This window comes from Geobacillus sp. FSL K6-0789, assembly GCF_038593135.1.
In the GTDB taxonomy this organism is placed as follows: domain Bacteria; phylum Bacillota; class Bacilli; order Bacillales; family Anoxybacillaceae; genus Geobacillus; species Geobacillus stearothermophilus.
Map to the genome: position 1 here is coordinate 2,818,751 of NZ_CP151966.1, position 20,117 is coordinate 2,838,867.

The following is a 20,117-nucleotide window of genomic DNA, read 5'->3' on the forward strand; positions in this document are numbered from 1 at the left end:
CACCATCCCTTATCATAAAATAACAAAGTGTTGTGAACAAAACAAATGATCCAACGCCAAAGGAAACGCCATTGCTGTGCGCAAGTGACGTTTCCTTTGGCCGGTTGGACGATCAAGCGAAATGACGGTAAAATTCCGCGATTTTCTCGACGACGTACTGTTGCTGCTCCTCTTTCAGCTCTGGGAACATCGGCAGCGACAGCGCTTCTTTCGCCGCTTTTTCCGCCTCCGGCAGCTGCCCTTCCTTATACCCGAGCGAAGCAAACACCGGCTGCAAATGCAGCGGCAGCGGATAGTACACCATCGTCGCGATCCCCTGTTCTTTCAAAAACGCTTGCAACTCGTCGCGCTTCGGCGCTCGAATCGTGTATTGATGGAACACATGATAGCGACCGTCGACTTCTTTCGGCGTCACAACAAGGTCGCCGACCGCCTCCTCGAGCAGGCGCGTATACGTCGCCGCATGCTTGCGCCGCTGTTCCGTCCACCGATCCAGATGCGGGAATTTGACGCTTAAAATCGCCGCTTGCATCTCATCGAGGCGGCTGTTGTAGCCAAGTACATGATGGTAATATTTCGGCTTGCTGCCATGAACGCGGATGACCCGGCATTTTTCGGCCAGTTCGTCATCATTCGTAATGATCATGCCGCCATCCCCATAGGCGCCCAAGTTTTTCGTCGGGAAGAAACTGTACGTCGCCGCCGTCCCAAGCTCGCCAACGCATTTCCCGTTGTATTTCGCGCCGATCGCCTGGGCGGCGTCCTCAATGACAACCAATCCATGCCGCTTGGCAATCGCGGCAATCGCCTCCATATCCGCCATTTGCCCGTACAAATGCACCGGGATGATGGCTTTCGTCTTCTCCGTCACCGCCGCTTCAACTTGCGCTGGATCGATGTTGAACGTCACCGGATCGATATCGACAAACACCGGTTTGGCGCCGGCCCGCGCAATCGATCCTGCCGTCGCGAAAAAGGTGAACGCCGTTGTGATGACTTCATCGCCCGGCCCGACGCCGGCTGCTTGCAAAGCAATATGTATCGCATCGCTTCCGTTGCCGCAGCCGATTCCGTGTTTCGCCCGGCTGTAGGCAGCAATATCTGCTTCTAGCTTTTTGACATAATCTCCTAAAATAAAGCGAGAGGAGCGCATCACTTCATCCAATACGCGCATGATCTCCGGCTTCAATTGTTCATACTGTTCGCTTAAATCCAACATTGGCACGTTCATCGCAAGTTCCTCCGAATCCAAAAAATATGTAGAATAACCATGTTTAGTTTATCATATTTTTGCGTCAATATATAATGACAGTTTTGTGGCAATCTTGGCCTTGCCGCAAAAAAATCAGCGAAGGAACGGCAGAAGCTGCATAAACAACGAAAAAGAAGGGCATAATTTTCCAAAGACGGGGCATTCCTGAAAAAAGCCGTTTGTCCCTTTCATGGCACAAACGGCTCATTTGCTATTTATCGGTCATTTCCGTATACTTTTCGGCTTCCCCGAAGCAGCTTACGAATAAAAGTCATAAACGGTTTGTACTGATCATTGACCAAGCCGATCAGTTCAGCCAGCAGTTCCACGAAGACGATCAAGGCAAAGACGATGAGAATGGACTGCCATAACGTCGAGGCGGAGAACAAAATCGCGCTGATGGCAAACATCAAGCCAAACGCATAAATGAGCAGCACCGTGTTGCGATGCGAAAAGCCAAGGGCCAGCAGCCGATGATGAAGATGCAACTTATCCGGCGCCGAGATCGGCCTTTTATTCACAATGCGGCGAATAATGGCAAATGTCGTATCGAAAATCGGCACACCCAAAATGATCACCGGAACGACGAAGCTGAAGAGCGTCACGCTTTTGTAAAGCCCTAGCACCGACAGGACGGAAATCGCATATCCTAAAAACAACGCGCCGGTATCCCCCATGAAAATTTTCGCCGGGTGGAAATTGTAAAACAAGAACGCGATGACGCTGCCTAAGAGGATCAAGCAGAGCGTGAAAATGAGCATTTTGCCTGCCATGCCCGCCATAACGGCAATGGCCGCAATCCCAATGGCGGAAATGCCCGCGGACAATCCATCCAATCCATCGATCAAGTTGATGGCGTTCGTAATCGCGACAATCCAAAATATCGTGATCGGGTAGCTCCACAGCCCCAACTCAAACGTGCCGACAAACGGAACGGTCAAAAGATCGACCTTCAACCCGGAAGCAACAACGACGAACGCCGCCAGCAGCTGGCCGGCCAGCTTCACTTTTGGCGACAGCTCGTACAAATCGTCGAGCATCCCGACGAGCACGATGATGATGGCGCCGACCGTCATCCCCGTCACTTGCTCTTTATACACCCCGCCGACAAAATAGCCGACGGCGACACCGATAAAAATGGCCAATCCGCCAAGCCTTGGCATGACTTTTGTATGCACTTTTCTCCCGTTCGGCCGATCGACCGCGCCAATTTTGACCGCGAGTTTGATCACGAACGGGGTGATGACCAATACTGTGATAAACGAAGCCAAACATGCGGCAAATGCTTCCATATTCATATGCAATCACCTTGGCCTTATAAAATCGCGGAAACACACATCATCTTTATGTTACCATATACGATGAGTAAATCAATCTTTTTTTACACCCCTTTTTTGTCCCCAAGGATGGAAAATTTCTTTTTCCCTTGCCGCGAGAAGCTCCGAGCGCCAATCCGGCGGACGATTCCACATTTTACATCCTCCCTCCACAGGAAACATCTTGTGCTATAATTAGGTTTAGAGCACTTGGTGTGAATCATGCCTGTCTAGGAGAGGAATGGACATATGTTTGCAAAAGTAAAGCAACTATTTGACGAAAGCGCGCGAGACGTGCAGCGTCTTGCCAAGCTGGCGGCGCAAATCAATGAATGGGAACCAACCATTTCTTCGCTGAGCGATGAACAACTGCGCCAAAAAACGGTTGTCTTCAAAGAACGGCTCGAACGCGGCGAGACGCTCGATGACATAAAAACCGAGGCGTTTGCCGTCGTCCGGGAGGCGGCGCGGCGCGTGCTCGGTCTGCGCCATTACGACGTGCAACTGATGGGCGGATTGGCGATGCATGAAGGAAACATCGCCGAAATGCAGACCGGGGAAGGAAAGACGTTGGCGGCCACTTTGCCAAGCTACTTGCACGCCCTCCTTGGAAAAGGCGTCCACATTATTACGGCCAACGAATATTTGGCGCGCCGGGACTGCGAACAAATGGGTCGTGTGTTCCGCTTTCTCGGCTTAACCGTCGGCCTGAATGTGTCGCAAATGACGGCCAGCGAGAAAAAAGAAGCGTACGCGGCCGATATCACGTACGGCACCGGCACCGAGTTCGGCTTTGATTATTTGCGCGACAACATGGTGTACCGCCTCGAAGATAAAGTGCAGCGCCCGCTGTATTACGCCATCATCGATGAAATCGACAGCATTTTAATCGACGAAGCGCGCACCCCGCTCATTATCGCCAATAAATCGGGAATCGGAGCCGAATTGTTCCCGATTATGGCGCGCATCGTCCGCACCTTCGAAGAAGGAAAAGAGTATGAACGGTCTTTGGAGACGAAACAAATTTTCCTCACCGAAGAAGGGGCGCAAAAAATCGAGCGGGCGTTTGGCATCGACAATCTATACGACTGGGAGCATCACGTGCTGCTCCATCATGCGATGCAGTTGCTGCGCGCTTGGTTTATCATGCGGCGGGATGTCGATTACATCGTCAAAAACGGCAAAGTGATGATCGTTGACCCGTTCACCGGCCGGGTGATGGAAGGACGCTCGTTCAGCGACGGCCTGCATCAAGCCATTGAAGCGAAAGAAGGTGTGGAAATCACCGAAGAAAACGACATCCAAGCCACGATTACGATCCAAAACTATTTTCGCATGTATGAGAAGCTAGCCGGGATGACCGGCAGCGCTACGCCGTCGAAAGAAGAATTTTGGCAAACGTACCAGCTGCGCGTTATTACGATTCCGACAAACCGGCCATCCCGCCGCACCGACTGGGACGACCTCGTCTACCAGACGTACGAGGCGAAAGTACGGAAAATTATCGACGAAGTGAAAAAAATGAATGCCATCGGCCGTCCCGTTCTCATCGGCACGACATCGGTCGCACAGTCGGAACGGTTGTCAGCGGCGTTTTCGAAAGCAGGCATCCCTCACCACCTGCTCAATGCCAAAACGGAGGAAGAAGAAGCGCGCATCATCGCGACCGCCGGGCAAAAAGGGCAAGTGATGATCGCGACCAATATGGCCGGGCGCGGGACCGACATTTTGCTTGGAGAAGGCGTCAAGGAACTTGGCGGGCTGCACATCATCGGCACAGAGCGGCATGAAAGCCATCGCATTGATATGCAGCTGCGCGGCCGGGCAGGACGCCAAGGGGATCCGGGGTCTTCCCAGTTTATCATTTCGCTGGAGGATGATTTATTTCAGCTGTACGATCAAGAGGAGCTGGAAAAATGGCGAAGCAAAGTCAAGACGGATGAAACCGGGCTCATCGTGTCGCCCGACCCGATCAAGTTCGTCCAAAAAGTGCAAACAACGATCGAAAACGCCCATTATTCGGCGCGATTGCATTTATTGAAATTGGACACCGTGATCGACCAACAAAGCAAAGTCATCTACCATATGCGCGATCGCGTCTTGGCGCTGAAGCAAGCAGAGGTGCTGTCCGAGCTCCTTCGGCACATTCAGCGTTATATCACGCAAACGATCGACCGTTATTGTCCGGAAAACGTCTTTTTTGAAGAGTGGAACATCGAAGGACTGCACAACGAGCTGCGCCGTGCCTTTTTCCAGTTTGCCTATCCGATTGATGATCTTCGCCATAAGCAAAAAGAAGAAATCGCCCAACTTGTTTGGGACGAATACCAATCGCTTGAAGCGGCGCTCGCCGATCTTCCGTGCGACGAAGAACAAACGATGCGGCTTAAGCATTTGATGGTTGAAACCATCGACGCCCACTGGATTCGCCACTTAAATCAACTGAATGTATTAAAAGAGGGGATTCATTTGCGCAGCTACGGCCAAGAGGATCCGTACCGCGCCTTTGAAATGGACGCCTACCGCGAATTCGTCGCGCTGCAGCAAGCGATCGACGCCGGCATTTGCACGACAGCCATGAACTATTTGAAAAGCCAGTTTGTCATCGATGACGAAGCGGCCGCCGCGAACGAACCATAACCGCGGCGCAGCACGCCGCCTCGTAAAGGAGCATTCCCGTTAGGAGCTTTTCCGGGGACTTGATCAAAAAAAGCCCTCTTGGTATGATGCAGGGGTGTCAACCACATCACTCACCATACCAAGGAGGACTTCAGATGAATTGTACACAAAACTATAAAATTGATCAAGTTACGGAACAAACGCTTGTCGTGGGCATCGATATCGCGAAACGAACCCACTACGCCTGCTTCGTGGATGACCGGGGGCGCGTGCTTCGCAAGTCGTTCCCGATCTTCCAGTCGAAAGAGGGGTTTCAGCAGCTGTATAAAGCGATTCAGGAGGCGATGCAAGCGTTTGGGAAGTCAGAGGTGATCGTCGCGGTGGAGCCGACCGGGCACTACTGGTTGAACCTGGCCTACTTCCTCGAGGAGCACGGGATCCCGTTGGTCATGGTCAACCCGGCGCATGTGTGCCGGTCGAAAGAACTTGATGACAACCTGCCGACGAAACACGACGCCAAAGACGCCCTGGTCATTGCCAGACTGGCAAAAGACGGACGATTCCTCGTTCCCCGGCTGCTGCACGAGATCGAAGCCGATTTGCGCGTGGGAAGCACGCTCAAAGAGAAGCTCCGCAAGGAACAGACGGCGGTGAAAAACGCGATCGTCCGCTGGACGGATCGGTATTTTCCAGAGTTTTGGACCGTGTTTCGTGACTTGGGGAAAACGGCGCTTTCGGTGTTGGAGTGGACGCCGCTTCCGGCTGATATGGCCGGTCGGACCGCCGAGGAGCTCATCGAGGTGTACCGGCAAAGCGAAGGGATGAAATGCCCGCAGAAGGCCAAAATTCAGGCGTTGATCAACACCGCGAAGGACTCGATTGGGGTGACGGAAGGGACAGCGATGGCCCGGTTTGAGATCGCCGCGCTCGTCCGCCGATACCGCCAATTGGAGGCGGAGATCGCTGCACTGGACGCCGAGTTGAAGGCATTGGTTCAAACGACGATGGAGTACCAATGGTTGAAAACGGTCGACGGGTTGGGAGACGCCACGATCATCGATCTGCTGGCGGAGATCGGCAGCTTCGCCCATTATCGGGACCCGCGCCAATTGGTGAAGTTGGCGGGCCTGACGCTCAAGGAGAACTCCTCCGGCCAGCGCAAAGGGCAAAAGCACATCTCCAAACGGGGACGGAAACGGTTGCGCTCGGTGCTGTTTCGGGCGATGATTCCGCTGATTCGGCATAACAAGGCGTTTCGCGAGCTGCATGAGTATTATACGACCCGATCCGTCAATCCGCTGACCGGAAAGCAGTCCATCGTCGCCTTGTGCCGGAAGCTGTTGAATGTGCTGTTTGCGATTTGTACGAAGAAACAAGCGTTTGACGCGGAGCGAATGAAACAGGACGTCTTGTCCCAGGTGCAACGGGCGGCCTAAGGCCTCCCCCTGCGAACGGAAGAATCGTTGGACAACGAGATGACACCGGAGAAGCTGGCGTGATTTCATCCATTCGACCTTGAGTCCCTAAAGGAGCTTGGCCGGCCTCCGCCTGATGACGAGACCGAACGAGGGAATGTTGGCGCGAAGACGCCCGGAGACATGGGAGGGTTCGTCCTCATCAGCGACGCGGAGATCCAAAGGGTGCATCGAATATGCTTCCCCCCCGCGGCAGGAAAATATAACCAGCCGTGGCCGCGAAGCGCACCCTAGGTCTGTAAGATATCCACAAAACTGAAAAAGGATGTAAGGGATTTTGTCGAAAAATATTTTTTGGACACCCCTGAGAGGCCGAAAAGCCTTGATAGATCAACATTTCTAGAGGGAGGTTCCCTATGATTTTCCGACGAAAACAACGCACGCAACCGGAAGCCGAGCTGCCGGCGCAACATGTCAAACAGCCGGAGGTCGGAACGAAAACGACGCTGTCGTTTCATCCGGACTGGCAGCTGTCTCCGGAAGAAACGTACGTCTATCGCTTTTACCACGAACAGCTGCCGCCGCTTCAGCCAAACCAAATTTCCATTTCCGGCGTCAAGCTGGTCGAATACAACGATGGGTTTGTCGCTGTCGCCATTTTGCGCAACACGCTGCCGAAGCCGGTTCGCTTTGAACGAATCCGCCTGTTGCTGCTTGACGAGGATGGCACGGCGATTGCCCGCAAAGAGTTTGATATGAGCCCATTCGGCGAACTGCCGCCAATGACGGCCCGCCCGTGGCGGTTTTTGTTCGCCGCCGAGGACAAGCTCGTCGATCAGTTGCCTCAAGATGGATGGAAGATCGCCTTTGAACTGACACCGCGGCATCGGCTCGATCTAGAGGAAAGCTGGGAGCAGACGCTGTCGGCCAAGCAGCGCCAACAGCTGCAAGCCCTCGTTGACTCGGTTCCGCCTCCCGCTCCCGGAGAGGTGAACTTCATGGGCATTGAAGCGAAACAGCTGCCTTCCGGTGAACTAGGCGTCACGTTGCTCATTCGCAACGGCAGCGACAAACATATCCATTTTGAACAAATCCCGCTTGAAGTGCGGGATTATGCTGGCGATATCGTCGCCCGCGGATTATTTCCATGCCATCTGGAAGTGAAAGCCCACACCAGCAAACCATGGACGTTCCTCTTCCCACCGGAATTGCTGCGCAAAGCAGAACCGGATTGGACGTCCTGGAAGGTGACGATCCCATCCTCCCCGGCACAGAGCGAAAAGCAAGAAACGCAATCAAGCGAGGAGTAACCGGCAAAAAGCTGGCCCCCATGGTCGCCAAACGACCGATGGAGGCCAGCTTTCTTTGCATCGTTCCGTTCAAAACGACCGCGCTCCCGTTGTCCGTTGAGCCTTAGACGCAACAGCCGAACATTGCATCATCAAGAACGACGGCTATCCAACCCATCTCGACGGGAGGGCCTTATTTCGTAGAAGCAGCGGTTTGAATCTCCATGTAAGCACCTTTTTTCATCGCCACGCCGTCTTTGCTTTTCAACACCGGCGGAATGACCAATAAATAGCTCTGCCCTTTGGCCAGCTTCGCTGCCGGTTTGATCAAAAGCTCCGTCCCCCGGCGGATTTGCGCCGTCACCGCCGCTTCCCGTCCGCCTAATTGATACAATTTTACTCCGCTTACCGCGGTATTGGCGAGCGGACGAGAGAAGCGGACGACAAACGTCTTATCGACCGGCGCATTGCGCAGCTTGCCGAGCGACTGATACCCTTTCAGCTGGCCAATCAGCAAATCGCGGTGAGCGGCATACAGCTCTTTCCCAACAACCGTCGGCACATCCGGCTTCACCCCAACATGATGAATCGGCGTCCCTTTTGGCGAGAAAAAGTGGGCGACGGTCAACTTCAACATGCTGCCGTCCGACAGCTCAAACATTTCCTGCATCGATCCTTTGCCAAACGTCCGTTGCCCATACAAAACGGCCGCCTTTTGCTCCTTCACCGCCGCCGCCAACATTTCCGACGCGCTCGCGCTCGACGCGTTGACAAGCAGCCGGATCGGACCCGCCATTTGCACCGGCTGTTTGACAGCGGCATACACTTCTGGGTGATTCGAACGGTCGCGCAACTGAAACGCCTGTTTCACATTCGGGAAAAAGCCGGCGATTTGCTGCGCCGTTTCCACATATCCCCCCGGATTGTCGCGGAGGTCAAAAATCCACCCTTTCACCCCGCTTAACGAGCGAATGGCGCGTTCGATCTCAGCAGGCGCTGTCTCATCAAAACTATATAGCTGAATATAGCCGATATTCCCTGCCAGCCGTTTGAACTCCACGTTCGGCCAGTCGATTTTTTCCTGCTTGATGGTGACGCTGACGGTTTCCTCGGTCGACGGCCGCCAAACGGTTACGGCCACCGTCGTTCCTTCTTCCCCTGCGATCAAGCTCAATACTTTTTCCATTGTCTCATTCGTTACCGGCTGCCCGTCAACAGCCTGAATCACATCGCCCGGCTGCAGTCCGGCGCGGGCGGCTGGCCCATTGTCCAAGACAGACATGATGTGGACGCCGTTCTCATCTTCCTCAATCATCACGCCGATGCCGACAGACTCCATATCAATCCACTTCAAAAATTCCTCGTATTCTTCCTTTGTCATATAGGCAGAATACGGGTCAAGCTGTTTGACAATATCTTGCGGGGTGCTCGCCTTCAGCACTTGATCGCTCACTGGTTCCACATAATACTGGCGGACAATTTTCCGCACTTCTTCGAGCACCTTCGTTGACGCCGGAGCCGTCGCCGCCTCCGCCGGCGGACTCCAAACCGAAAATGAGGCCGCAAGCAATAGAAGAGCCGCCGCCCATCGCTGAATCACCTTCATATCCATCTCTCCTCTCCCGACATGCGCCAGTTTATTCGATATCGACATCTAAGACAACCGGCGCTTTAAAATCATCGATATACACCGCCAGCTGCTTGCGCGTCGCCGCATCCACCACGTTTGGCAGCCACCGGTCGCAAAGCGACAGCAACCGCTCCGCCCGCGCGATATCCCCTTCATCATACGCATCAAGCAACTTGTCCATGGCTTTCATAATATTGATGGGATCATACGCGCGCTGCTTGACAGCCAAAGCCGGGCGTTGAAACCATCCTTCCATCTTTTCGCGCAGCGACGCTCCCGGAACGCGGCCGATGAGAATCGCTGTTTTGCGAATTTGATATTCCAGCGGACCGTAGGAATCGTACACAACATCCACATCCCCCGTCCGCAGCGCCCAGTCGACGTTGGCCGCCAAGGCGCGCAATCGCTCCCCGCTTTCGACCGCGCTGATATAGGCGGAAGCCTTTTTCATCGTCTGTTCTCCGGCCGCGATCCGTTTTTCCAACTGCGCCCTTGCCGTTTGCGGACGCACGCGCGCCACTTCTTTTTTTGCCGCCTCATAATCGCGTTTGACTTGGTTGAAGAGACGGTACGGCTTGGACCATTGATTGGCTTTCATCGCCCGCTCAAGCTGGGCGGCATGCTGTTCAAGCCTATCCACATTCGGGAACGAGGCCGCTTCCACCTGAACAGTCAACAGCGAAAACGACAACCAAAACACCGCCAGCCATCCGATGATGGAAAATGCTTTTCTCCGTTTTCTCCTCACACTTTCACCTGCTATCTACAAAAATATAAAACATGTACTTCAATTTTACTGGAAAAGACACAAAATGAAAATATGTTCTGAAAAAAATCGAACTTAAGCCCTTCCAAGCATAAATAAGGCTGACTCTTCAGCCACCTTTTTGACTGTCAGAGCCAGCCTTGATCAACGAAAGTCCGGCCAGTTCGTTTGCTGCTGATCCCCGTCGATTTTGCTTAGCGTCCGGTAGCGAAACGGAATGATGGCCTGTTCTGGCTTTCCAAGAAACTCTTTCGCCCATTCGAACGGAATCAAATCGAACTGTTCCTTGTTTTCGGCAATGAAATAGACGCCGACGACTCTTCCTTGTTGATTGAGGTCAATTGTCAAAAAAGCCGGGTAATACGTGCCGTCTTGCGCCCACAGCACCGCTTTGGCCGTCACCAGGCCGTCCCCTTCGTCTTCCACATCCGGATTGGCGATTCGCTCCAACACTTTGATCGCCCATCCTTGTTTTTTATATCCTCCGACCAGCTTCGGCGGGTTTTTCCGCAACTGCTCCAACAACGTTTGTTCGTCCATCGTCAAGCTTTTGCCTCCCTTGCGGTTTGCCTATCCACTCGTTTTATAATATATACAATACTTTTCAGAGAAATGCAAATGCCCAGAAGAACAGGAGTCAGTCAAGACTTTGTGGAGAACATTTTTTCGGTTCACTACGGGTGTTGTCAATCACTAGTTAGCGAACCATTTTCAGGAATTCATTCGTAAGCGCTTTCGGACTCTCATCCCTCATCTTGAGGCGATGATACGATATTCCATTTTTTTACACCCAACCACCATCCCGGAGCGCCGACAACGCTTGATGGATCGGCGTCCCGGATGACCGCTGCAGACACGGTAGATTCTGACGCACCACATCTGCCCACAACCGTCCGGCCTTCCGTTTGGCCTGTTCGATCCGCTTGGACTTTGTTGAGGCCGAGGCCGCCGTTCGGGTCTCTTCTTCCTCCACCAACTGCCCATTTCTCCGCCAAATCCCGTCGATTCGGGCCGCCATCGCCCTCAGAAACGCCCGAAGCCCTTGGTCTTTCCAGCTGCGGCGGGATTTCACCCGATGCGCAAACCGGCTCATCACGCTCTCGGCGTGGCCCATCGGACGCATGCCGGTCGTCTCCACCCCTTGCTCCGACAGCCACTCCCGATAGTCCCGGATGCATCCCGGCATCGACTCGATCCGGCGGATCATGGCAACCATCTGCTTCTCTTTCGCTTCGTCCTCCAACGTGCCGACCGCGCTGTTCAGCTCCACGAGAAGCCCCTCTTCGTCTTGTTTCGCCAGCTTCTTCCGCACCTCCCGCCAACGCGGATGGCCGGACAGACACTGACGCAGCTCCCGCGCCACATGAAATCGATCCAGCTGAAAGCACGCCCGCTTCCCAAAATACTCCCGGCAGGCCGTGATCCACGACGCCGCGTCGCCGTTGATGATCAAAAGGTCCCGGCACGGATCATAGGCATATTCGTTCATCAGCCACTCTTCAAACCGTTCCCACACGTCTCCCGCCCCTTCATGGAGGTAGTGGCGCCGGTTCACGAGCTCGAGCTGCGAACCGTTTCGTTTCCATCCCTCGTGAACCGCCAGGATTTTCTCTTCTTTCGCCCGTTTCCCTTTCCCCTGGCGGGAAATGAACAGCCCATCCGCCTCCACAAATAGCACTCGGCCGTGCCGTTGGGAAACAGGGCGGTGCAGCGAGACAGGGGCCTCCAGCACCAGTTGGCGAATCGCCTCGTGGCTTAGGACCGCATACCCCACGATCGACTCCAACGTACGGGCCGCTTTGCGGTAGGAAGAGCACTCTACGGCCAACTCGACCGCCGTTTCCTCGAGGCAAGGGCTGATCGACTGCGCTCCATCAAAGCCCAGTTCGGCATCCAGCAAGAAGGTATAGTTCCCCGTTTGCCGGTCATAGTAGTAGTTCCGTCGAAACGTCACTTCTCCAAACAGCGTTTGGATCGTAGTCGGCCGTTTGTCTTTCAGCTGATACCGCCGCTTGTCCCGCGCTTCCGCCAGTTGTTGATCAATCTCCTCCAAAAGGGTCGCCAACAAGACAGCGAACACCTTTTGAAGAGTTCTGACTAATTGTTCCTCCAGCTCCCTCTAGAAATGTTGATTTATCAAGGCTTTTCGGCCCCTCAGGGGTGTCCAAAAAATATTTTTCGACAAAATCTCTTACATCCTTTTTCAGTTTTGTGGATATCTTACAGACCTAGGGTGCGCTTCGCGGCCACGGCTGGTTATATTTTCCTGCCGTGGGGGAAGCGTATTCGATGCACCCTTTGGATCTCCGCGTCGCTGATGAGGACGAACCCTCCCATGTCTCCGGGCGTCTTCGCGCCAACATTCCCTCGTTCGGTCTCGTCATCAGGCGGAGGCCGGCCAAGCTCCTTTGGGGACTCAAGGTCGAATGGATAAAATCACGCCAGCTTCTCCGGTGTCATCTCGTTGTCCAACGATTCTTCCGTTCGCAGGGGGAGGCCTTAGGCCGCCCGTTGCACCTGGGACAAGACGTCCTGTTTCATTCGCTCCGCGTCAAACGCTTGTTTCTTCGTACAAATCGCAAACAGCACATTCAACAGCTTCCGGCACAAGGCGACGATGGACTGCTTTCCGGTCAGCGGATTGACGGATCGGGTCGTATAATACTCATGCAGCTCGCGAAACGCCTCGTTATGCCGAATCAGCGGAATCATCGCCCGAAACAGCACCGATCGCAGCCGTTTCCGTCCCCGTTTGGAGATGTGCTTTTGCCCTTTGCGCTGGCCGGAGGAGTTCTCCTTGAGCGTCAGGCCCGCCAACTTCACCAATTGGCGCGGGTCCCGATAATGGGCGAAGCTGCCGATCTCCGCCAGCAGATCGATGATCGTGGCGTCTCCCAACCCGTCGACCGTTTTCAACCATTGGTACTCCATCGTCGTTTGAACCAATGCCTTCAACTCGGCGTCCAGTGCAGCGATCTCCGCCTCCAATTGGCGGTATCGGCGGACGAGCGCGGCGATCTCAAACCGGGCCATCGCTGTCCCTTCCGTCACCCCAATCGAGTCCTTCGCGGTGTTGATCAACGCCTGAATTTTGGCCTTCTGCGGGCATTTCATCCCTTCGCTTTGCCGGTACACCTCAAGAAGCTCCTCCACCGTCCGGCCGGCCATATCAGCCGGAAGCGGCGTCCACTCCAACACCGAAAGCGCCGTTTTCCCCAAGTCACGAAACACGGTCCAAAACTCTGGAAAATACCGATCCGTCCAGCGGACGATCGCGTTTTTCACCGCCGTCTGTTCCTTGCGGAGCTTCTCTTTGAGCGTGCTTCCCACGCGCAAATCGGCTTCGATCTCGTGCAGCAGCCGGGGAACGAGGAATCGTCCGTCTTTTGCCAGTCTGGCAATGACCAGGGCGTCTTTGGCGTCGTGTTTCGTCGGCAGGTTGTCATCAAGTTCTTTCGACCGGCACACATGCGCCGGGTTGACCATGACCAACGGGATCCCGTGCTCCTCGAGGAAGTAGGCCAGGTTCAACCAGTAGTGCCCGGTCGGCTCCACCGCGACGATCACCTCTGACTTCCCAAACGCTTGCATCGCCTCCTGAATCGCTTTATACAGCTGCTGAAACCCCTCTTTCGACTGGAAGATCGGGAACGACTTGCGAAGCACGCGCCCCCGGTCATCCACGAAGCAGGCGTAGTGGGTTCGTTTCGCGATATCGATGCCCACGACAAGCGTTTGTTCCGTAACTTGATCAATTTTATAGTTTTGTGTACAATTCATCTGAAGTCCTCCTTGGCATGATGGTAGGTATTGTTTGACACCCCTGCATCATACCAAGAGGGCTTTTTTTGATCAAGTCCCCGGAAAAGCTTCTAACGGGAATGCTCTTTTAATAAAGGCCATTCTGTGGTAAGATGTTTCATGGACTCTCTCCCTCCTGTTTTCGGTTGATGTTGACAATCACCATCATAGCAGGGAGAGAGTCCTTTTTGCATGACATTTGCTTTTTTCTACCGCGCTTCGCTTGGTGGCCCCGACGAGCGTCGCGAACAAAAGTTCGCAACCCTCGTCGGGGATCATTTCGGAATGTCACCCACAAATATTTTACTCACACGAAGAACAGCATGCAAGGACTTTCACGATTTCGGAACCACTATCGATGAGCAACATCCCTTGTTCATTCACCATCCTTCTAGGCAAGCAGGGGAGGCGCGCCCATCAGCGGAAGAGGGCGCGAAGGCCGTCGATGTAAATCGCTCCGGCGTTTTTCCGTCCGATATCCGTTTCCATATAACGCACCGGCATCTCCAGCATGAGCGGAAGCGCGACATCGCTAGGCACAGCGGCTTCGACATATTTCCAACCGATCCAATCGACATGGCGGGCAAAATCGATCCAAATGCGGCGCCCGCTTCCATCCTGCAGCTGGGCGCGCAGCCAATGGCCGCTTCCGTCTCCATACACCCACATGCCAATCGCTTGCGGCCGTTTCGAAATCCAAATCGCTTCCTCCCGACTAGCATAGACGCCGGATGTCCCTGGCATCCCGCGGAAATCGTATGAAATTTTCAGCGCCTGCTTTCCTTCTCTCACCTTTTCTGTCGTCCGCTCGACCGCAGCCCCCACATAGTTGACGCCCGATGCATTCCACTTCAACTCGTTCTCAAAATCATCAAGCACTTCTTCGCTTTCCCCGTTCTCTTGCGTCTCTTTGTACACAACAAGAAGCGCATTCGCCACCGGACGCGCAAATCCATCAGACGGCTTGTTTTCGACTTTGAGCTGCCCGTTTGGCTGGCGGACGACAAAGGTCGAAGAACCGCCGCCATCGAGCGTCATCGCATCGACGGCGCCAAGCTCATGCATCAGTTTGGCCAGCTCATTCAACGTCATGCCTTGGCTATGAGCAGGCTGGCGGCCATCGACAACGACGAGCATGACATTTCCGTTCTTGTCAATGCCGACGGCTGTACGCGGATGGACTCCTTTAATCGAAAACGGCTGCACTTTTCCATCCGCCACCAACCGGTATCGGCCGCCGAGCGCTTCTTTCACCCCACTCCATTCGGGCTGGTCATACTGAAGGGAAATTTCCACCGCATCCCCTTCTTTCGCCTGCCGCAAATAGTCACTCGCCCGGCCATGGCCCGATAGCACGAGCTCTCCAGGCTGGAGCGGTTCATTGCCTTGACCGACTACCACTTTCTTCACCGTTCCGGTGACCGTTCCATTCCCGTTCAACACCCCTTGTACATTCGTCAGCACGACTTCCGTCCCAAGAGCGTTCGTTTTCGTGGAGGCAGCGAAATACGGGGTGTACAAAATCAACTGATGAGCGCGCCGCGGCTTGTTGATGCCATCGACGGGATATGAGCCTCCTTCTCCAATTCGAACGCCAATTTGAACATCTGGGTTTCCAATCATCGGCTTTCCATCAGCGCTGATGCCAAAAATCGTCCGTTCCGCCGCCGGCGTTGTATTCGTCATCACGATCTCTCCCCGGTGCACCATCAAATCGGTCGGCGAACCATCCTCTTTGAAATAATCGCCGTTCACCGCCGCCAGTACGATTCCGTCGCGGCCATCGTACCGTTTTGCCTGCTCAAGCACCGGTTCAATGCCAAGCACTTGATCATTGGACAGCGCCGTCTCAATGGCCAGCCTCTCATTCGACGTATCGATGTCAAGCTTGTACACATGCTGCTTGCCGCGCGCGCCGACGATTTCCATTTCCTCTTTTTCCACCCCGGAGGCGATGCGCGTCGACACCTCCTTTACCACCGTGCCGACCGCCAGCTGCCTTGCCCCATACTTCCCCGGATTGACAAGCTTCAGCTTCTCCCTCGACGGCGTTTTATACACAACATGCCCTTTGATATTGGTGACGTAATATCCACCGCCAACCCCGTATTGGCCGCCAAACGCCTCGTCATACGAATACACCCGGTACTGTTCTCCAGGCTGCAACACGCGGACAAACGTCAGCACCCCGTTTTCCCGTTTCCATAGGTTAATCGGTTTCACGATCTCCAATTTTCCAATTTGCCCCTGCACGAGGCGCATGCCTTCCCAGTAGACGACATTCGCTCCGGCATCCGCTTCTGCCGCCTGCAGCGCCGTCCATGCGGCCAACACCGCCCCGACCCCAATGCGGATGATGTTCTTCGCTTTTCCCACTAGTCCTATTTTCCTCTCTTTCTATCATTTTGTTGCCACTGATTCTATTATACGACAAACTTCTACAAAATGGGGGATCATTTTCCATTTATTTAGTCCAAAAAAAGAACGTCCCAGCACTGCTGGGACGCCCTGTAGAAGCGAAAACATCATCCGCGGTCACGGAGTATAAAACTCTTGAGAGTAGTAGGGTTGATGAAATGAATTGAACGCCACCCCAACGCCGAGGCGGGTAAAGTCCGGATATAAAAGGTTTTGCCGATGACCGAGCGAGTGCATCCACGCTTCATGGACAAAAATCGCATCGTATTGTCCGTAGGCGATGTTCTCTCCCGCCACGCGATACGCGATGCCACGGCGCTTCAGGCGGTCAAACGGCGACAGGCCTTGCAAGTTCGTATGAGAGAAGTAGTGATGGACCGCCATATCTTCGCTATGTTCACGGGCGGCCGCCGCCGCCTTCGCATCCCACGCGAGCGCCGGAAGTCCGTGCAAGCGGCGCGCCGCGTTTGCTAAATCAAAAATTTGATATTCATAGGCCGTGCGCAGCTCCTCCGTCGGCGTTCCGTAAAACCCGGGCTTTTCATCCTCGAGCGCCCGATTGACGACAAGCACGCCATCCACCCGGTTGTTGTTGTACCGGTCATAAAAGAAGGTGACGTAGCGGCCGTTGACAAGATAGGTCCCGTATTCGTCATTTTGAATGTCGTAGACGGCATCCTTTTTTTGGATGAAGGCGAGCGGCCGACCGTAGCGCGCTTCCACCACCGTTTTCGCCGTTCCGATGCCCGTTCCTTTTTTCGTTTGGACAATCGGCTGATTCGTGTACATCGCCGCCACCCGATCACGGTCATAGCTCACCATCAAAAAGTTTTTGTAACCGCCTTGATCATACGCCTCCCAATATAGGCCGTAGGCGTTTTTCGTCTTGCGCTTCGCCGTGCCGTACATCGCTTCGACCTTGGCGCGCGAGTCGCCGATCGCCACCCCGTTCATCGTGACATCCGCCATGCTTGTTTTCGCCTGCTGCACGCATAAAGCAGCGGCCAACTTCTCTCTTGACGGCGTTTCATAGCGGACGCGGGCATCGTTCTTGATCCCATATCCTCGGCCGACACCAAAATAGCCGCCGCCTAGCGCGTACACGCGATACACCGCACCGCTTGGCAGCGTCTTCACTGCTTTGTTCGACAACCATAGCTCTGTCGGCGCCACCACCGTCACCCGGCCGATTTGCCCGGGCTTCAGTTCAGCACCGTCCCACCACACTTTTTCCGTGCCGACACGTTCTCCGCATCCCCCCGCCTTGACCATGGATGAACTCGGCATCCAAAGCCATCCGGCCGCCGCCAACAGCATTCCAATTGCCACGGCCTGCACCCATTTCCTCACTTCCGCCCGCTCCTTCCTTTCTCTTTTTCTTTCATCATAGAGGTCTTTCCGTCAAAAGAAAAGAGAAAAAAGAATGATTTCGAAGAAAAAGAGGGGGCTTTGGTGGCGCAAAGGTCAACATTTCGTCAAACAAGCTTCTCACCGGACTTGGCTAAGGGGCGAAATATAGGTTAAAATGGATCATATTATTCTTCCACACGAGTGTTGATTATCCAAAATTAGACATACGCCTTCCATAAATTTGGGCATACTCAAACAAAGCAGCGGCCATCCCGGATTTCCAATCGAGAGGAAGCTGCCCAGAGAAAAAACGGCGAACAAACGAAATGAAGGAAAGAGAGACGTTCGTCCGTTTTTTGGTTTGATCATACAGCCATCGCAGCAACACATACGCGATGAACGCCGCAAACAGTTGGTTGTATACCGCATTTTCCGTCGTGCCAAACAAGGTCGGGACATTCAGATATTGCTTCACCCAACGGAAAAAGATCTCAACAGTCCAACGTTGTTGGTACATGTCGGCAATGGTTTCCGCAGACGCATGGAAGAGGTTCGTCACGACCCGAATGTCGCGGCCATTCGCATCTCGAAAGATCACTACCCGGTGACGCTTGGTGGAGCGGTATTGTTTCGTTCCCAACTGGCACGTGAAGTCGGCTTGAACCGATGAAGATGCGCTCGGAAGGCGGTTCAAGCTTTTTTTCTGATGAAGTTCGATGTTGTCCTTCATCCGAATGACAAAGAGCTGATGCTGCTCCACAAATCGATCGAGGCGTTCGATTTTGAAATACGCCCGGTCTTCCACCAGCACTTGTTGAGCGTTCGTCAACTGTTCTCCCACCGGGCCATCATGACGCAGTCCGATGGTTTCCACCACGTCTGCCGGCAACGAGGATTCCGGCGAATACGCGACGTGCAGCTTCACTCCGGCGCGTTCGCCGTGATACGGAGCCCATGGGAGGCGGTTTTTCCCGACCGTGACGGTCGTCGAATCCACCACCCGAAGCGGTTTGGGAAACCGAAGCGAACGGCGGGTTTGGCGGTTGCACTTGGAAATGATCAACGCCAACAAGCGTTTCATGATGTCATAGGGAACTTCTTTCGCTTTCTTGGATACAGTTGAATAATGGAATCGCGGCAATCCATACAGAGGCCCCACATCGGCTCCGTGGCGAAAGCTTTTCCATTGATGCATGGCGGCCAGCAGGAAGAAGTGAATCAACTCGCGCAACGTAAAGGTTCGAGACGAATCACGATACCCAACCGCTTCGGCAATCAGTTGAATCTCTTCATCCGAAACAAGTTTTTGCATCAAATTCGGGAGTGTGGTATGCTTGTTCATAGAGAGCACCTCCTGGGTTTGTTTGTGTTGCTACTCACATTCTACAGGAAAGGTGCTCTTTTTTCTATACCCTTTGGATTTTATTGGATAATCAACACGCCTGATTCTTCCATTTTCGTGAGAGAGGAGCATACTTTATGAAGATCATGAAAAAATTTCTAACAGTCTCAGCGCTAAGCGCCGGAATCCTTCTGTCGCCATTTCACGCCCACGATGCGCAAGCAAAAGTTTGGTGGAATGGCATGGAATTGGTGCAGGGACAGATCGGCAAATTAACTGTTTTGAAAGATACCGAGCTTTATAAGTTACAAGGAGAGAAGAAAGTCTACGTCAGAACGTTAAAAACCGGCGGAACCTACCGCATTTACACGTTTAAACCGGGCATGTTAGGTTTAGGCGGCGGATATTATGTCGATCGCGATGCCCGGGTAAAATACGAAACTCCTTCCAAAGCAAAACTCAATCAAGTTAAAATGGAACAGCTGTTCCGTGGAGTAAAACTCGGCATGTCCACTTCTCAAGTCAAGAAGTTGGAAACCGCAAAATTTATCCTACAAGAAAATATAGACGGCGGCCAAGCCTGGGTCTATTCGACTTCTCTTTTCGGATATCATACGCTGCTCGTCTATGGATTTGAGAACGGAAAGCTTGCCTTCTACGGCTACTCGTTCGATGACGGCCAGGAGTATACAAACGATCAGCTCACAGCGATTTATAACAATCTGAAACAACAGCTCATCACGCTATTTGGAAACCAGTATGAACAGTCCGATTCTGGCCAAGGCTACCCGCCTGCACTCGCATTTCACAAAGACGGCCTTGTGATTGCCCTTTCCTATGATGCGGACGGGTTGGCGGTTACGGTCACGAGTGAACAATAACGTGCAAAAAGCGAGGCTGCCCTATTGATTCGGACTGC

At 53.7% G+C, this 20,117-nt stretch carries 14 protein-coding genes; 4 read left to right on the forward strand and 10 right to left on the reverse strand.

Translation table 11 applies throughout. The features are described from left to right. Window positions 1–112: 112 nt before the first annotated feature. Both NSQ51_RS15045 and NSQ51_RS15050 read right to left on the reverse strand, forming a co-directional pair. The gene (locus tag NSQ51_RS15045; RefSeq protein WP_033014895.1) at window positions 113–1,231 is read right to left on the reverse strand and encodes a DegT/DnrJ/EryC1/StrS family aminotransferase; all 1,119 of its coding nucleotides are present in this window, start codon (window positions 1,229–1,231) and stop codon (window positions 113–115) included. A 236-nt stretch (window positions 1,232–1,467) separates the two neighbouring features. Then, the gene (locus tag NSQ51_RS15050) at window positions 1,468–2,550 is read right to left on the reverse strand and encodes an MraY family glycosyltransferase (RefSeq protein ID WP_049624563.1); all 1,083 of its coding nucleotides are present in this window, start codon (window positions 2,548–2,550) and stop codon (window positions 1,468–1,470) included. Window positions 2,551–2,817: 267 nt separating this feature from the next. Here NSQ51_RS15050 and secA2 point away from each other — a divergent pair, with 267 nt between their 5' ends. From secA2 to NSQ51_RS15065, 3 genes are all read left to right on the forward strand, one after another. Then, window positions 2,818–5,208 (forward strand): accessory Sec system translocase SecA2, encoded by a 2,391-nt coding sequence (secA2, locus tag NSQ51_RS15055; protein WP_121650074.1) that lies wholly within the window; start codon window positions 2,818–2,820, stop codon window positions 5,206–5,208. Between the two features lie 134 nt (window positions 5,209–5,342). Next, window positions 5,343–6,623 carry an IS110 family transposase gene (locus NSQ51_RS15060; RefSeq protein ID WP_342462703.1) on the forward strand — a complete coding sequence of 427 codons (1,281 nt, stop codon included), beginning with the start codon at window positions 5,343–5,345 and terminating at the stop codon, window positions 6,621–6,623. A 395-nt stretch (window positions 6,624–7,018) separates the two neighbouring features. Then, on the forward strand, window positions 7,019–7,912 hold the full coding sequence (locus tag NSQ51_RS15065) for an accessory Sec system S-layer assembly protein (RefSeq protein ID WP_049624561.1): 894 nt from the start codon (window positions 7,019–7,021) through the stop codon (window positions 7,910–7,912). Window positions 7,913–8,084: 172 nt separating this feature from the next. Here the strand turns inward: NSQ51_RS15065 and NSQ51_RS15070 are convergent, their stop codons facing one another. The 8 genes from NSQ51_RS15070 to NSQ51_RS15105 form a co-directional block, all read right to left on the reverse strand. Further along, window positions 8,085–9,497, reverse strand: coding sequence for a S41 family peptidase (locus tag NSQ51_RS15070; protein WP_033014874.1), 1,413 nt, complete (start codon window positions 9,495–9,497; stop codon window positions 8,085–8,087). Window positions 9,498–9,528: 31 nt separating this feature from the next. After that, window positions 9,529–10,269, reverse strand: coding sequence for a hypothetical protein (locus NSQ51_RS15075; RefSeq protein WP_049624560.1), 741 nt, complete (start codon window positions 10,267–10,269; stop codon window positions 9,529–9,531). 162 nt (window positions 10,270–10,431) lie between these two features. Beyond that, window positions 10,432–10,833, reverse strand: a complete 402-nt coding sequence (locus NSQ51_RS15080; RefSeq protein ID WP_049626152.1) for a hypothetical protein — start codon at window positions 10,831–10,833, stop codon at window positions 10,432–10,434. 238 nt (window positions 10,834–11,071) lie between these two features. Then, window positions 11,072–12,400 (reverse strand): ISLre2-like element ISGsp3 family transposase, encoded by a 1,329-nt coding sequence (locus NSQ51_RS15085; protein ID WP_342462763.1) that lies wholly within the window; start codon window positions 12,398–12,400, stop codon window positions 11,072–11,074. Between the two features lie 386 nt (window positions 12,401–12,786). Then, window positions 12,787–14,067, reverse strand: a complete 1,281-nt coding sequence (locus tag NSQ51_RS15090; protein ID WP_055358439.1) for an IS110 family transposase — start codon at window positions 14,065–14,067, stop codon at window positions 12,787–12,789. Between the two features lie 438 nt (window positions 14,068–14,505). Continuing rightward, window positions 14,506–16,464, reverse strand: coding sequence for a phosphodiester glycosidase family protein (locus tag NSQ51_RS15095; protein ID WP_121650202.1), 1,959 nt, complete (start codon window positions 16,462–16,464; stop codon window positions 14,506–14,508). Between the two features lie 159 nt (window positions 16,465–16,623). Further along, window positions 16,624–17,856: a CAP-associated domain-containing protein gene (locus NSQ51_RS15100; protein WP_049624557.1), complete on the reverse strand. Its 1,233-nt coding sequence runs from the start codon at window positions 17,854–17,856 to the stop codon at window positions 16,624–16,626. A gap of 208 nt (window positions 17,857–18,064) precedes the next feature. Continuing rightward, window positions 18,065–19,198: an IS4 family transposase gene (locus NSQ51_RS15105; RefSeq protein ID WP_121678437.1), complete on the reverse strand. Its 1,134-nt coding sequence runs from the start codon at window positions 19,196–19,198 to the stop codon at window positions 18,065–18,067. A gap of 137 nt (window positions 19,199–19,335) precedes the next feature. On the opposite strand from NSQ51_RS15105, the gene NSQ51_RS15110 reads away from it, so the two are divergent. Next, window positions 19,336–20,079, forward strand: coding sequence for a hypothetical protein (locus NSQ51_RS15110; RefSeq protein WP_049624717.1), 744 nt, complete (start codon window positions 19,336–19,338; stop codon window positions 20,077–20,079). Window positions 20,080–20,117 lie beyond the last annotated feature (38 nt).